General features: G+C 42.6%; 15 protein-coding genes. 9 read left to right on the forward strand and 6 right to left on the reverse strand.

From position 1 onward, the window contains the following. A complete protein-coding gene (hrpB, locus tag C9J42_RS10555) occupies positions 1–2,499 on the reverse strand; it encodes an ATP-dependent helicase HrpB (RefSeq protein WP_107301988.1) in 2,499 nt (832 codons plus the stop codon). Positions 2,500–2,612: 113 nt separating this feature from the next. Between hrpB and sfsA the strand changes: the two genes are divergently transcribed. From sfsA to panC, 7 genes are all read left to right on the forward strand, one after another. After that, positions 2,613–3,326: a DNA/RNA nuclease SfsA gene (sfsA, locus tag C9J42_RS10560; RefSeq protein ID WP_107206586.1), complete on the forward strand. Its 714-nt coding sequence runs from the start codon at positions 2,613–2,615 to the stop codon at positions 3,324–3,326. A gap of 129 nt (positions 3,327–3,455) precedes the next feature. After that, the gene (dksA, locus tag C9J42_RS10565; RefSeq protein WP_006647288.1) at positions 3,456–3,905 is read left to right on the forward strand and encodes an RNA polymerase-binding protein DksA; all 450 of its coding nucleotides are present in this window, start codon (positions 3,456–3,458) and stop codon (positions 3,903–3,905) included. Between the two features lie 311 nt (positions 3,906–4,216). Further along, positions 4,217–5,101: a tRNA glutamyl-Q(34) synthetase GluQRS gene (gene gluQRS / locus C9J42_RS10570; RefSeq protein ID WP_107287284.1), complete on the forward strand. Its 885-nt coding sequence runs from the start codon at positions 4,217–4,219 to the stop codon at positions 5,099–5,101. A 54-nt stretch (positions 5,102–5,155) separates the two neighbouring features. Further along, complete coding sequence (pcnB, locus tag C9J42_RS10575; RefSeq protein WP_255418453.1) at positions 5,156–6,589, forward strand: polynucleotide adenylyltransferase PcnB; 1,434 nt, start codon at positions 5,156–5,158, stop codon at positions 6,587–6,589. Beyond that, a complete protein-coding gene (folK, locus tag C9J42_RS10580; protein WP_107206583.1) occupies positions 6,586–7,071 on the forward strand; it encodes a 2-amino-4-hydroxy-6-hydroxymethyldihydropteridine diphosphokinase in 486 nt (161 codons plus the stop codon). Before pcnB ends, folK begins: the two co-directional genes overlap by 4 nt. Positions 7,072–7,096: 25 nt before the next feature. Further along, entirely contained in the window at positions 7,097–7,891 is a 795-nt protein-coding gene (panB, locus tag C9J42_RS10585; protein WP_107206582.1) for a 3-methyl-2-oxobutanoate hydroxymethyltransferase, read from the forward strand. Positions 7,892–7,901: 10 nt separating this feature from the next. After that, complete coding sequence (gene panC / locus C9J42_RS10590; protein ID WP_107206581.1) at positions 7,902–8,789, forward strand: pantoate--beta-alanine ligase; 888 nt, start codon at positions 7,902–7,904, stop codon at positions 8,787–8,789. 69 nt (positions 8,790–8,858) lie between these two features. Here the strand turns inward: panC and C9J42_RS10595 are convergent, their stop codons facing one another. Together C9J42_RS10595 and C9J42_RS10600 are read right to left on the reverse strand one after the other, a co-directional pair. After that, positions 8,859–9,629: an ABC transporter permease gene (locus tag C9J42_RS10595; protein WP_107206580.1), complete on the reverse strand. Its 771-nt coding sequence runs from the start codon at positions 9,627–9,629 to the stop codon at positions 8,859–8,861. Beyond that, a complete protein-coding gene (locus C9J42_RS10600) occupies positions 9,626–10,558 on the reverse strand; it encodes an ABC transporter ATP-binding protein (protein WP_107260193.1) in 933 nt (310 codons plus the stop codon). The genes C9J42_RS10595 and C9J42_RS10600 overlap by 4 nt, the downstream gene beginning before the upstream one ends. Positions 10,559–10,675: 117 nt before the next feature. Here C9J42_RS10600 and can point away from each other — a divergent pair, with 117 nt between their 5' ends. Further along, a complete protein-coding gene (gene can / locus C9J42_RS10605) occupies positions 10,676–11,365 on the forward strand; it encodes a carbonate dehydratase (RefSeq protein WP_105060977.1) in 690 nt (229 codons plus the stop codon). A gap of 50 nt (positions 11,366–11,415) precedes the next feature. On the opposite strand, the gene hpt is transcribed toward can, so the two are convergent. Then, entirely contained in the window at positions 11,416–11,943 is a 528-nt protein-coding gene (gene hpt / locus C9J42_RS10610; protein WP_107206578.1) for a hypoxanthine phosphoribosyltransferase, read from the reverse strand. Between the two features lie 224 nt (positions 11,944–12,167). Here hpt and C9J42_RS10615 point away from each other — a divergent pair, with 224 nt between their 5' ends. Continuing rightward, positions 12,168–12,776, forward strand: coding sequence for a TetR/AcrR family transcriptional regulator (locus C9J42_RS10615; protein WP_107206577.1), 609 nt, complete (start codon positions 12,168–12,170; stop codon positions 12,774–12,776). A gap of 82 nt (positions 12,777–12,858) precedes the next feature. On the opposite strand, the gene C9J42_RS10620 is transcribed toward C9J42_RS10615, so the two are convergent. Next, on the reverse strand, positions 12,859–13,896 hold the full coding sequence (locus C9J42_RS10620; protein ID WP_107206576.1) for an ABC transporter ATP-binding protein: 1,038 nt from the start codon (positions 13,894–13,896) through the stop codon (positions 12,859–12,861). Then, entirely contained in the window at positions 13,896–15,524 is a 1,629-nt protein-coding gene (locus C9J42_RS10625; protein WP_107206575.1) for an iron ABC transporter permease, read from the reverse strand. Before C9J42_RS10625 ends, C9J42_RS10620 begins: the two co-directional genes overlap by 1 nt. Positions 15,525–15,609 lie beyond the last annotated feature (85 nt).

Below are 15,609 nucleotides of genomic sequence, written 5' to 3' on the forward strand. Positions count from 1 at the left end.
CTAGATATACTTTTTGGTTTTACGTGTAGGTACATGATTAGCAGGATCGTCCGGCCATGGGTGTTTAGGGTATCGACCTTTCATTTCCTTTTGTACTTCCTTATAAGAGCCCTGCCAAAAAGCAGCTAAGTCTTGGGTAATTTGCAGTGGCCTTTGTGCGGGAGACAATAATTCCAATACCAATGCCACTTTGCCATTAGCAATACAAGGCGACACTTTTTCACCAAACATTTCTTGTAACTTCACCGCAAGCACGGGTTGCTGTTGCTCATGATATCGGATCTTTATCGTCGTCCCTGTTGGTACTTGATAATGCGTAGGCAGTAGCAAATCGACTTGTTGCTTTTTATCCCAACCTAAATACGCTTCTAATGCGCTAACTACATCTAACTTAGCGACACCTTTCATGGTTTTGATCCCATTCATATAAGGCAGTAACCAACGATCAGCCGCTTCAAGTAAATCTGTTTCATCTAATGCAGGAAGCTCAAGTTCAGGTAACCAGCGAGCAGCACAACGTGCACGTGTCAGCAATGAAGAGGCTTTATCTGTCCACGTTAATACCGATAACCCTTTGCGTTTTATTGCATTAACCAACGCTTCACTGGTAAGCGCGGGATCAGGATCGGCAGCAATATCTCGACTAACGATGAGTTTGCCACAATAGATCCGATGCTCAGCACTTAAGCGCCCTTTTTTATCATCCCAATCCAGCCAGTCTTTCTTGGTAAATAACTGAGGGTGCATCAGTTGTAATTGGGCTAAATCAGCAGACACAGCAGAAAATACTCGACTGTCACCTTGCCGTGTTTTCACTACATCCGCCACCACCAAGGTATGTTCAGATGCTAAATTTTGATCAACATCGAGTATCACACCTTGGCCGTTTGCCAACTGATAACGTCCATCATAGTTACGTGTCATCGCAATACGATCAGGAAAACCTGCTGCTAACAATGCACCTAACCATAGGTTATTCACTATTAATGACGTGCTCTTAGGTTTGTCATCAAGGTGTTGATAAAGTTTTTGTCGGGTTTGTTTCGCCCGCTGGCAGTAATGCCCTGCTTTAGCAAGCTTTTGACTTTCCAATAAATGTAATTGAAAACCGAGATCCGGATTGTCCATCCCTCGCGGCGGATCTTCTAATAACGCCACAAGCATGGCTGCTGTCGACAATATTGTCTCATCCTGTTGCGCTCGGTAGCGTTCAAGGGCAAAGGCTAGAATCGCGGCATGACGAGGGTCGGCACCTAAACCTTGGATCAGTTTTCCTCGCTCAGTTTGTTGACCTCGCGTATCTATGGCGCCGAGTTGTACCAATAATTCACGAGATTGTTGCAATGCGATTGCGGGAGGAATATCAAGCCATTGTAATTCAGCGGGATCGTGACAACCCCACTGCACTAATTCCATTGCCAATGAGGTTAAATCGCTACGTAAAATTTCAGGCTGCGGGGTTGCTGGTTGACGCTTTAGTTGCTCTTCACTGTACATTCGCAGACAAATACCCGCCGATAAACGTCCAGCTCGTCCTGCTCGTTGCTCTGCAGATGATTGTGCAATACGTACTTGCTGTAAGCGGCTAATACCTGATTTTGGATCCCACTGTGCGATACGCTCTAACCCGCTATCAACCACTAATCGAATACCTTCAATGGTTAAACTGGTTTCAGCAATATTCGTCGCCAACACCACTTTACGTTGCCCATTGATTGGCGTACTGATCGCTTGTTGCTGCTGTTCAATACTCAATTGACCATAGAGCGGACAAATCATAGTTTTATTGTCGACACGATCCTGTAACGCTTGCTCTAACCGTTTAATTTCGCCGACACCCGGTAAAAATACCAGCATAGATCCTGATCCAGTGTTGAGTAATTGGCATATTTCTTGTGCCATTTTTTCAATAAGATCTCTAGGTTCAGTTTGCCCAGCGTAGCGATATTCAACAGGGAAGCAGCGTCCTTGTGATTCGATATAACTTGCCTCAGGCAATAGCGCTATCAATGCTTGCTGAGATAAGGTTGCTGACATCACCAGAATCTTTAAATCATCGCGAAGCGCTTGCTGTACTTCGAGTGCTAACGCTAATGCGGTATCGGCGTGAATAGAACGCTCATGAAATTCATCGAAGATCAGTAAATCAATGCCAGTCAGCTCAGGATCCTGTTGCAGCATCCGTGTCATCACACCCTCGGTGACAATCTCAAGCTTGGTCTTTGCACTGACTTTGGTTTCACCTCGTACACGTAAGCCGACCGTTTCCCCAACTTTCTCACCTAACTGACGAGCTAAATATCCCGCAATATTTCTTGCAGCTAATCGTCTTGGCTCTAACATTACGATACGTCCGGTAAACATATTTTGTTGTAATAATGAAAGCGGTAGAAATGTCGACTTACCTGCCCCCGGTGGCGCTTTTAAAATCAGTTGAGATGAAGATGTCAGTACTGATAATAAATTGGGTAATACGTCTACTATTGGGAGTTGTGACAAGCTGAGTACCTTATGTCATGATCGAATTTATCGGCTAATGCCATGCCTTTAATTGCCATTGTAGCGAAAAGGTAACCTACAACGAAAAACAATAATCAGCCACTGAGAGAACTATGAAATTTGCGCAACCTTTACAAGCGGCCAAACTGATCAAACGTTATAAGCGTTTTTTAGCCGATATTGAACTTGATAATAATGACATTCGCACTATCCATTGCGCTAATACAGGTGCCATGACCGGTTGTGCCGAACCTGGCAGTACCGTTTGGTATTCCACCTCTGATAATCCAAAACGTAAATACCCCAATAGTTGGGAGCTCACTCAAACACTGAGTAATGATTGGATTTGTGTAAACACAGCTCAAGCCAATCGATTAGTGGAAGAAGCCATTAAAAATGACGTAATTGATGAACTAACAGGTTACACATCACTGCGAGCTGAAGTTAAATATGGCACTGAAAATAGTCGCATTGATTTATTACTTGAGTCAGAAAGTCGACCACCCTGCTATATTGAAGTAAAAAGCGTCACCTTATTAGGGAAAGATAGACAAGGTTATTTTCCTGATGCCGTAACCACTCGAGGCCAAAAACACCTTAGAGAGTTAATGGAGATGGTCGATCAAGGCAACAGAGCGGTGCTTTTATTTGCAGTATTACATTCGGGAATTGATAACGTATCAGTAGCTGATCATATTGATCCAATATACGCTCAGCTATTAACGCAAGCAGTGAAGGCTGGTGTTGAGGTTCTTTGCTACAAAGCAGAGCTCAATAAAGAGCAAATCAAGCTGACTAATTGTATAGAATTTCGTCATTCAAACTGAAAAATGATGGTTTCTTCACATTGGTATAGAATTGAAGAAAGACATTAATTGCCACAGCCAACCCTTTCTGCTATAGATACCGCCCAAAATTAACCAGTGACGGTTATTAGGTACATTAGGAGATGCTATATGCCAGAGAGCAACGTTAAAAAATCACTAGGCATCCTGGCTATTGCTGGGGTTGAACCTTACCAGGAAAAAGCTGGTGAAGAGTATATGGGTGAAGCTCAACGCGATCACTTCCATAAGATTCTTTCAGCATGGCGTAATCAGCTTCGTGAAGAAGTTGATCGTACAGTAAACCATATGCAAGACGAGGCCGCTAACTTCCCAGATCCTGTCGATCGTGCAGCTCAGGAAGAAGAATTCAGCCTTGAATTACGTAACCGTGACCGTGAACGTAAACTGATTAAAAAAATCGAAAAAACCCTAAAGCGCATTGAAGAAGATGATTTCGGCTTCTGTGACTCTTGCGGTATCGAGATCGGTATTCGTCGTTTAGAAGCTCGCCCAACAGCAGAACTTTGCATTGACTGTAAGACACTTGCAGAAATCAAAGAAAAGCAAATGGCTGGCTAATTACGTCGCCTGCGTTAATGCCTAATTTTAGAGGGAGCGAAAGCTCCCTCTTTCGTTTACACTAGCGTGCGATTTAATTTGTGTCGCGCTATTATTAGCGCGACTTATCCATGTTGATCATTGCTTGCGCTCTAATCACGCTCAATTGAGCTTAAGATTAGCTCGCACCAAACTGAATAAGGTTCTGCGTAAAGAATCTTATTCAGTTTGGAGGGTTGCCTTGCAGCAGTATCCCCTAGCTCTGGTCAACATATTTTAACGCCGAGCCTAGTCACCTAATCAGGTCTAGGCTGCTTTATTGTTCATAATTTATGACACAGACGACACAATATATAGGACGCTTTGCGCCATCACCATCAGGGCCACTTCATTTCGGATCATTGATAGCCGCACTCGGTAGCTACTTGCAAGCCAAGTCACACCAAGGGCGCTGGATTGTCAGAATGGAAGATCTCGACCCACCACGAGAAATGCCAGGTGCTGCAGATGATATCCTTCGTACTCTTGAAGCTTATGGCTTTACGTGGGACGGTGGAATTATGTATCAAAGCCAACGTCATGATGCATACCAAAGTCAAATCGACCAATGGTTAGCCCAAGGCGATGCTTATTATTGTCAATGTAGTCGTAAAGCAATCAAAGAAGCTGGCGGTTTTTACCCAGGTACCTGTCGTAACCTCAATCAACAGCCTAAAGACAGTGCTGTTCGTTTAAAAGTGGACAAACCTATCACTCTTTTCGATGATCAATTACATGGTCAAATCGCCCTACCAACGACTGTTGCGGGAGAGGATTTTATCATTCGACGTCGAGACGGGTTATTTGCTTATAATCTTGCGGTTGTGCTTGATGATATCGAACAAGGGATCACTGAAGTTGTTCGTGGTGCTGATTTAATTGAACCTACGGGACGTCAAATCGGCTTATACCAACAACTTGGTCATTCCCCTGTAAGCTATTTACACTTACCGCTCGCTGTAACGGAAAATGGCAATAAATTGTCAAAACAAAACCATGCGCCAGCGATTGATAAAAACAATCCTCGCCCGGCTTTAGTTGCAGCGCTACAATTTTTAGGCCTTGCGCCGCCAGCAGAACTTGCTGAACTAACTGTAGAAGAAATTTTATTGTGGGGCGTTGAACATTGGCAGCTCGATAAGCTACCAAAAACCACCGCTATCACACTAGCATTCTAAAATAGTCTGCCGTGATATATTATATACGGCTGTTTGTTGAACCAGATGCACATAATGGGGTGTATTATCTTTAATCGAGTAGCCAGCTTTTGCCGTAAAGTATTGAATCGCGACAGTAGTACTCGCGTTCCAGAGGAACAAACTTTGCAAGTTTACCAACGCCAAGAGCACAGCATTTCACGTAAAGATATCAGCGAAAATGCGCTGAAAGTACTATATCGTCTAAACAAAGCCGGTTACGACGCTTACTTAGTAGGTGGCGGCGTACGTGATTTACTACTAGACAAACAACCTAAAGACTTCGATATTGCAACCAATGCAACACCAGAAGACATTAAAAAGCTATTTCGTAACTGTCGCTTAATTGGTCGTCGTTTTCGTCTTGCCCATATCCTATTTGGTCGTGACATTATTGAAGTGGCAACATTCCGCGGACACCATTCCGACGCGCCAGTACAAACGACGACACCAAAAGATAGCAAACAAAAACCGCAAATCTCGTCGCGTAGCCAAGAAGGTATGTTACTTCGTGACAACGTCTACGGCACGATCGAAGAAGATGCAGAGCGTCGTGATTTCACCATCAACGCACTTTATTACAGTGTGAAAGATTTTACGGTGACCGATTACGCCAACGGTGTTCACGATCTTAACAATCGTATTGTTCGCTTAATGGGTGATCCTGAAACCCGTTACCGTGAAGATCCTGTACGTATGCTACGCGCAGTACGTTTCGCGGTGAAACTAGACATGGAAATAGATCCTGCAACGGCAGCACCGATCAAAGATCTTGCGCCACTCATGCTAGATATTCCATCGGCACGTTTGTTCGAAGAAAGCCTCAAACTGCTGCAATCAGGGCAAGGTTTAGAAACCTACCGTATGCTACGCGAATACAACCTGTTCCAACAACTTTTCCCTATTTTGGCCGAGCACTTTACTGAAGATAACAGCAGCCAAACAGAGAAGATGATTGAGCACATCTTGGCATCTACCGATAAGCGTATTGCAGAAGATAAACGCGTAAACCCTGCCTTTATCTATGCGGCAATGCTCTGGTATCCAATGATGATCCGAGCAGAAGAAGTGTCTTTTGCCAGTGGTTTATCGTTCTACGACGCCTTTATGGTGGCTAGTAACGATATTCTTGATGATCAAGTTCGTACGATTGCGATCCCACGCCGCCATACCACGACAGTTCGCGATATTTGGCAACAGCAATTACGTTTTGCTCGTCGCAGTGGCAAGCGTGCGTTTAAAACCATGGAACATCCTAAATTCCGTGCCGCTTACGACTTCTTAGAAATGCGTGCCCTATTTGAAGGTCATGATGTTAAAGAGTTAGCGCAATGGTGGAGTGAATTCCAAAACGTGGATCGCAACCAACGCGGTAAAATGGTGCTAAACCTGAATGAAAGTGGCAGTCGTCGCCCACGTCGTCGCCGTCCGCAGCAACGCCGTAAAAAGCCACAGCCGAAATCATCATGATCCGAGCTTATATCGCAATAGGCAGTAACTTGGGCGATCCTATCGCCCAAGCTAATAGCGCCATTGATGCGTTACACGCACATCCCGATATGACGGTCATTGCTGTCTCATCCCTATATAGCAGTACACCGATGGGACCGCAGAACCAACCCGATTATATCAATGCCGTGGTAGCAATCGATACCGATTTAGCGCCGCTCGCATTACTTGATCAAACCCAAGCCATTGAACTTGAACATGGTCGAGTACGTAAAAATGAACGTTGGGGGCCAAGAACCTTGGATCTCGACATTCTGTTATACGGTGATCTCATGCACCACTGTGAACGTTTAACCGTTCCACATTACGGTATGAAAGTACGAGAATTTGTACTCTACCCGTTAGCTGAGATAAGCCCTAAGTTAACCCTACCTGACAACACCCCTTTATCCACTCTATTGGATCAGGTAGACCTAAATGGCTTAGCTATCTGGCAAAAATAAAAATCTATCAGGGCGAGGAAAAGCTATGAAGAAAATTACTATCAACGATCTCATGAAATGGAAGCAAGAAGGTCGTAAGTTCGCATCAGTCACTGCATACGATGCAAGTTTTGCTCAATTATTTGAGCAGCAGGAAATGCCAGTATTACTGGTTGGTGATTCTCTTGGCATGGTTTTACAAGGCCGTGAAGATACGCTTCCTGTTACTGTAGAAGAAATCGCTTACCACACGCGTAGTGTTCGTGCGGGTAGCCCCAATGCATTACTGATGGCTGATATGCCATTTATGAGTTATGCAACGCCAGAACAAGCTTGTGAAAATGCAGCAAAGCTAATGCGTGCTGGCGCTAATATGGTCAAACTAGAAGGCGGTGCATGGTTAGCAGATACCATTTCTATGCTAGCTGAACGTGCCGTCCCTGTTTGTGCTCACCTCGGTTTAACACCACAATCAGTCAATATTTTTGGTGGATACAAAGTACAAGGCCGTGATCTCGACAAAGCCGATGAAATGGTTAAAGACGCTATCCTATTAAAAAATGCAGGCGCACAGATCATTGTTCTTGAATGTGTACCAGCTAGCCTTGCTGAGCGCATTACCAAAGCAGTAGAGATCCCTGTGATTGGTATTGGTGCAGGTAACAGTACCGATGGTCAAATTCTAGTTATGCACGATATGTTCGGTATTTCTGCCAATTATATGCCGAAGTTCTCGAAAAACTTCCTCGCAGAAACTGGCGACATGCGTGCGGCTGTCACTAAATATATTAAAGATGTTGAGACAGGTGAATTTCCAGGCTCTCAACATACCTTTGAATAAGGAATAAAAGATGCAAACATTCGCCGAGATTGCCCCACTAAGAGAGCAAATTCGTACCTGGCGCCGTGAGGGTCGCCGTATCGCTTTTGTTCCAACAATGGGTAATTTGCATGAAGGCCACTTAACGCTAATGCGTAAAGCACGTAAACATGCCGATGTTGTTGTTGCTAGTATCTTTGTTAATCCAATGCAGTTTGATAAGGCAGAAGATCTACAAACGTACCCACGTACGTTAGAGCAAGATATTGCAAAACTAAGTCAACAAAATATGGTTGATGTGGTATTCACACCAACGCCAGAGGTGATGTACCCTGCCGGCTTAGACAATCAAACATTTGTTGAAGTGCCAGTCCTATCTAGCATCTTAGAAGGCGAATTACGTCCTGGTCATTTTCGTGGTGTAGCAACCATAGTTAATAAACTTTTTAATATTGTTCAGCCAGATGTAGCCTGCTTTGGTGAAAAAGACTTCCAACAATTGGCGCTTATTCGTCAAATGGTTATCGACCTTGAGCTTGATATCAAAATTGTTGGTGTACCTACAGTACGTGAAATGGACGGTTTAGCCATGAGCTCGCGCAATGGCAAACTAACCGTTGATGAACGTCAACGAGCGCCAGTACTTGCCCGTACTATGCGTTGGGTCAGTAGCCAAATGCGTGGTGGTCGCACTGATTATGACGAGCTTGTAATCGATGCCAATGATCAATTACGTGCGGCAGGTTTACAGCCTGATAAATGTTTCATTCGTGATGCAGTCACCTTACTGCCTGTAACCGAAGGAACTCAGCAAGCAGTGATCTTGATGTCATCTCAATTAGGTAAAGTCCGCCTGATTGATAACCAAGTTGTTGACTTGGGACCGACTCAAACATCAGATGAAGATGTCGCTGAATAAACGTTAGTAATAACGATTAATAAAAAAATACCGCTCATTAAGCGGTATTTTTTTATCTCAAATATCACGTTATGAACGTAATCCAATACCGCGTGATATTAGATAGTATGCCACGCTATACAACGCAATAACAAAAACACTCAATACAGCAAACGATGTACCAATTCCCACATCAGAGACGCCAAGAAAGCCGTAACGGAAGGCATTCACCATATAAACGATTGGGTTGATCTTCGATACACCTTGCCAAAATTCAGGCAGTAGATTGATCGAGTAAAACACCCCACCAAGATAGGTCAACGGCGTTAGCACGAACGTTGGAATAATACTGATATCATCAAACGTGCGGGCAAATACCGCATTAATTAAACCGCCTAATGAGAACACGATAGATGTCATTACCACGGTGGCTACAATCACACCAATATGTGCAATGTGAAGCTTTACAAACAACAATGATACAATCGTAACTAATGTCCCTACGGCTAAACCACGTAGTACACCACCACCGACATAACCGGCAATAATGATGTAGTTAGGAACTGGCGCAACCAATAACTCTTCAATGTTGTGCTGAAATTTAGCACTAAAAAAAGAAGACGCTACATTAGAATAAGAATTAGTGATCACTGACATCATGATCAAACCTGGAACGATATAGGCCATATAACTAAACCCTTCCATATCACCTATTCGGCTACCAATTAAGTTACCAAAAATAATGAAATACAAGGTCATGGTAATGGCAGGTGGGACTAACGTTTGCACCCAAATACGTGTAAATCGATGGATTTCTTTGGCAATTAAGCTTTTAAAAGCGATCCAATATTGTTTCTTCACGCCTCAACCCCTTTATTATTCTGTGCTTGGTGTACCAAAGTGACAAACAATTCCTCTAAACGGTTACTCTTATTGCGCATCGATTTAACCTCAATCCCTTGCTCTGTTAATTGACTAAATACAGGATTTAAACTTTCGCCTTTTTTCAGTTCAATTTCCAACGTCGCACTATCAACCAATAGGCTATTGAAGCCAATCAGGTTTGGTGGCGTCTGTTGCGGGTTGATATCTAAAATAAACGTTTCTAATTCAAGCTTTCCCAATAAGTGTTTCATTGAGGTATGCTCAATCAATTCACCATGATTAATAATACCGATATTACGACACAGCATTTCGGCTTCTTCCAAGTAGTGAGTGGTAAGAATAATCGTCACCCCTTCTTGGTTTATTTTACGTAAAAACGTCCACATAGATCGGCGTAATTCAATATCGACACCCGCGGTTGGCTCATCTAAAATCAGCAACTTAGGTTCATGCATTAATGCACGAGCGATCATTAATCGACGCTTCATCCCACCGGATAAATTACGCGCACGCTCACTGCGCTTACCCCATAAATCAAGCTGTGATAAATATTTCTTAGCACGCTCTTTAGCAAGCGATCGCTCTACACCGTAATAACCTGCTTGGTTAATCACGATTTGCTCAACCGTTTCAAAAGGATTGAAATTAAATTCTTGTGGCACTAACCCTAGCTGGTTTTTCGCATCGACTTTTTCAGAGTCTAAATCATAACCAAAGATTTTTACCGAGCCCGAGGTCTTATTCACCAGTGAGCTAATGATGCCAATAGTGGTCGATTTTCCCGCACCATTAGGCCCTAATAACGCAAAAAAATCCCCTTCATCAACGGTTAAGCTCATATTCTTTAAAGCTTCCACACCGCCTTTGTAAGTTTTTCTTACATTTTTTATTTCTAAAGCGTTCATAAATTGCAATCTTTCTGTTACAAAATTAAAAGGAATTATTAATTATCTATCACTAATCCGATTTGCTATTAGCGAAGCTTGTGTATAGTAAGGAACATATCAATATAAGGTATCATCATGGCAGATATTAAGCAGCTCTTCGCAAACAACCTATCTTGGTCAGAGAACATTAAAAATGAAGATCCTGACTACTTTACCGAACTGGCAAAAGGACAACATCCACAATACCTTTGGATCGGTTGTTCAGACAGTCGTGTTCCCGCAGAACGTTTAACGGGACTTGTCTCTGGTGAATTATTCGTCCACCGAAATGTAGCCAACCAAGTGATCCACACCGATCTTAACTGTTTATCCGTGGTTCAGTATGCTGTTGATGTACTGAAGGTAAAACATATTATTATCTGTGGTCACTATGGCTGTGGTGGCGTTACCGCTGCCATTGAAAACCCACAGCTAGGTTTAATCAATAACTGGCTACTGCATATTCGCGACCTTTACTTAAAGCACCGTACTGATTTAGGTGCCCTTCCTCGCCAAGAGTGGGATGATAAATTATCTGAAATTAACGTAGCCTCGCAAGTCTATAACTTGGGTAACTCAACCATTTTGCAGCAAGCATGGGAACGCGGACAAGAAGTGAAGATTCATGGTTGGATCTATAGTACAAGCAATGGCGTACTTAAAGATCTTGGTGTTACCTCAACCAGTCGTGAAACGCTTGAAGTCGGCTACCAATCGGCAATGTCTTCACTGCTGCCACCGTTAGAACAGTCTATCAATGATCATATTACTGAAAAAACTAACTAAGCTTTAGAATCGATCATGATAAAAAAAGCGACCATCAGGTCGCTTTTTTTTTATTCCGGAACCACTTTACCAATGAAAGGTAAATGACGGTATTTTTGTGCGTAGTCGATACCGACACCCACAACGAATTCATCAGGAATAACAAAACCGTGCCAATCAACTTTCACGTCCACTTCACGACGCTCTGGCTTATCAAGTAAGGTACAGATACGAATCGAGTTAGGTTCACGCAGCGATAAGATCTCGTACACTTTATGTAATGTATTACCGGTATCGATAATATCTTCTACCAGCAGTACATCTTTGCCTTTGATGTCATCATCAAGATCTTTCAAAATCCGCACATCACGACTACTTTCCATCGTATTACCGTAGCTTGATGCAGTCATAAAATCGACTTCATGAGGCAAGTCAATCGCACGTGCAAGATCTGCCATGAACACAAAAGAACCACGCAATAAACCTACCATCACTAGATCTTTTGAATCTTTGTAACACTCAGTAATTTGCTTGCCTAGCTCTTTAACACGTTCTTGAACTTCCTGCTCAGAAATCATTACTTCAATTGTATGTTTCATTTTCTTCTCCACTTGTGCGACTGCACTAGCCATCACAGGCTACTTATTTCAAAGGAATCGCATTGTACCACTCCTCAGAAATAATGGTTATTTAATCAATAGTGTCAATAATCCGAAACACTTTAGATTAGTTATATTTGCCGAACAGTTGTTTATTATGTAACCTAGCTTTATTAAAGCAGATGCATAAACAGTTTTTATTCTTAGGCTAGGGATTATTAATTATGGATACGATTACAAAAAAAACCCGTACTCGTCTTTCACCTGAAAAGAGAAGACAACAACTTCTTGATTACTCATTAGAAGTTTTTGCCAGAAGAGGTATCGGTCGTGCAGGGCATGCTGATATCGCTGAAATGGCAAACGTTTCTGTTGCAACTGTGTTTAATTACTTTCCAACCCGTGAGTCACTGGTTGAACAAGTACTCATTGAAGTTGAAAACGAGTTTAGTGCATTACTAGAAGAATGTTTGGGTGATAAAAACAAGACACTGCATGCACGTTTAACCTGTATAAGTCACAATCTTATCGATACAGTTTTAGAGCAACAAGATTGGATTAAAGTATGGTTTGAATGGAGTACTTCGGTACGTGATGAAGTATGGCCACAATTTGTTGAAACCAACCGTAATAACCTTCATAAAGTACGTGATGCGTTTGCCCAAGCTATCGATAATGGTGAAATTACTACCGCACAAAAAGCCGATGATTTAGCGAAATTATTACACGGTATTTGTTACGTAATTTATATCCAAGCTAATTTACTGCCAGATCAAACTGCACTCCAAGAACAAGCTGAAATCTACCTTGAAGCATTAGCTTTAAATCGCTAATTCAAGTGCATAAATAATAAAGCCTGCATCATGCAGGCTTTATTATTAGCAAAATTGAGCTCAACTATCTCTTTGCAAACAGCTACGCAACCGCAAACACCACTGGTAAATGAGGCTCAACTTCAACTGCAACACGATCGCCAACATTCATCAATAAATTTGAATTAACAATCAATTTATAACCTGAAAAATCAACCGTGTAACGACAGCTATCTCCCATGAATTGTTGTTCGATAATTTCACCATCACCATCGTTTTGTAGCATGACACGCAAGTTTTGTGGCCTTAATAGCCAATCAACAGACGTCTCATCAAGTAACGTTTCATTAGACGCTAACGCTAACTCACCTAATGGTGTCAGCAAACGCGTTTGATTTTTTACCGTCGCTGGAAGGTAAGACCCGGTACCGAGGAAATCAGCAACAAATCGACTACTTGGCTGATAATACAACTCTGTAGCACTACCAAATTGTTCAATCACACCATGATTCATTACTGCCATTTTATCAGCAAAAGCGAAAGCTTCTTCACGGCTATGGGTAACAAAGATCGCTGTCACTCCCTGCGCTTTAAAGATTTTTCGAATATCACGAATCAAACTATGTCGTACTTGTGTATCTATGTTAGAAAATGGCTCATCTAACAAAATCAAATCAGGCTCACACGCCAGTGCCCGAGCAATCGCGACACGTTGCTGTTGTCCTCCTGATAATTGGTGTGGATAACGATCCTCTAACCCTGTTAAATGCACCAAGGTTAACATTTCTTGGATCTTGGCGTCTGTACGGGCTTTATCCCAATGGCGTAGACCAAAGGCAATATTTTGCGCCACGGTTAAATGCGGGAACAAGGCATAGTCTTGGAAAATCATCCCAATATTACGTTTTTCTGGTGGTACCCATTGCTGCTTATCAACAATTGTCCGCCCATTAATCGACATTAAGCCTTGTTCTAAAGGCAGCAATCCTGCAATCGCTTTTAACAGCGTTGTCTTACCACAGCCACTTGCGCCTAGCAGACAAACGATCTCACCTGAGTTAACCGCTAACGATAAGTCTTGCAACACAGCCTGACCATGGTAACTACAGGTTAAGCCGCTGACAGATAATGCATGTTTCATTAGTTCTTTTGCTCCAAAGATCGGTTAACCAATACCAAGGGAATTAAACCCACAACCACCAGCAAAATAGCCGGTAATGCAGCTAGCTCTAGCTGTTCATCTGACGCAAAATTAAATACGTAAGTCGCTAAGGTTTCAAAATTAAATGGCCGCAGCAACAAAGCTGCATTGAGCTCTTTCATCGACTCAATAAACACCAGTAACCCCGCAATTAAACAACCCCGACGTATTAACGGCAAATGGACTTTTCTCAACATCGCCGTTGAGGCATAACCCATGGTTTTCGACGCCATATCTAATGATGGCGATACTTTGGTTAAACTTGTTTCAATGCTACCAATCGCAACGGCAGCAAAACGGACCACAAAGGCAAAAATAATCGCGAATATCGAGCCTGAGAAAATTAACCCCGGACGACCTAGCCCTAAGCTAATCGCAATATCATTAACCAGATGATCAGCACTGGTTAGTGGGATCATCACCCCTATCGCCAACACAGTACCCGGTACTGCGTAGCCTAATGACGATAAACGGATTGGTATTTGGCTAAGACCGTTACCATCAAGGCGTCGATAAAAGTTAACCAAAAGCCCTAACATTACCGCTATAACAGCAGCAGTAATCGAGACAAATAAGCTATTTAAGCTGTACTGTTTAAATTCAGGCGTCCAACTTTGGCTAAAATACTCAACAGCGTAATAACCCAGTTGTAACAGAGGAAAAATAAAAGCACAGCCAACAAGCCCCCAACACCATACGAGTGCTAGCCACTTTTTCCATCCTCTTAAGTTGTACTTAACATCCCCATCGTTATCGCATTGATGTTGAAACATCTTTTGCTTACGACGACTGAAACGCTCACAACTGATCAAAAAGAATATAACAAGCAACATGATGGCTGAGATTTTCGCGGCAGCATAAAGATTAGAATAACCTAGCCACGTATCATAAACCGCTGTCGTTAGCGTATTAACGGCAAAGTAACTAACCGTACCAAAATCTCCTAATGCTTCCATCGCCACAAGCGACACCCCAACAGCAATTGCCGGACGTGCTAACGGCAGTGAAATACGGCGGAAACTTTCCCAGGGTGTGCAACGAAGCAAACGTGCTGATTGCAATAAGCTGACGCTCTGCTCCATAAAAGCAGCACGAACAAGAAGATAAATATAAGGATACAGTACTAACGCTAAAACAAAACATGCCCCGCCTAATGAGCGAAGGTCAGGAAACCAGTAGTCACTAACATGCTGCCAGCCGAACATACTACGTAAAAAAATCTGAATTGGGCCCGCGTAGTCAAACCAATTAGTATAGAGGTAACCAACAATATAGCCGGGCATAGCTAAAGGTAAAACAAGTGCCCATTGAAGTGTTTTTTCAGTTGGTAAGCGGCACATTGCCATTAACCAAGCAGTAGGAAGACCGAAGCACAGAGATAACAGTACCGTGCCAAAAACTAAAGCAACAGTATTAAAGGCATAGGTAGGCATCACCGTATTCATTAGGTGACCAAACACCTCATCTGAATTACCCATTGCGGTAAAAAATATTGCCAGAATGGGAAAAACCAGTAGCAGAGCAAAGGTCCAACTACCGGCTTTCCAGAACAAAAACTTTTCTTTCATTGACTACTACTTAGTATTTTCCAATATCTCAACCATAAGAAAAACGGCAAGATTAAGTATCGACATTCCCTAGTGATGGGAAGAG

The sequence above is a fragment of the Photobacterium sp. GB-56 genome (assembly GCF_003026105.1).
Taxonomy (GTDB): domain Bacteria; phylum Pseudomonadota; class Gammaproteobacteria; order Enterobacterales; family Vibrionaceae; genus Photobacterium.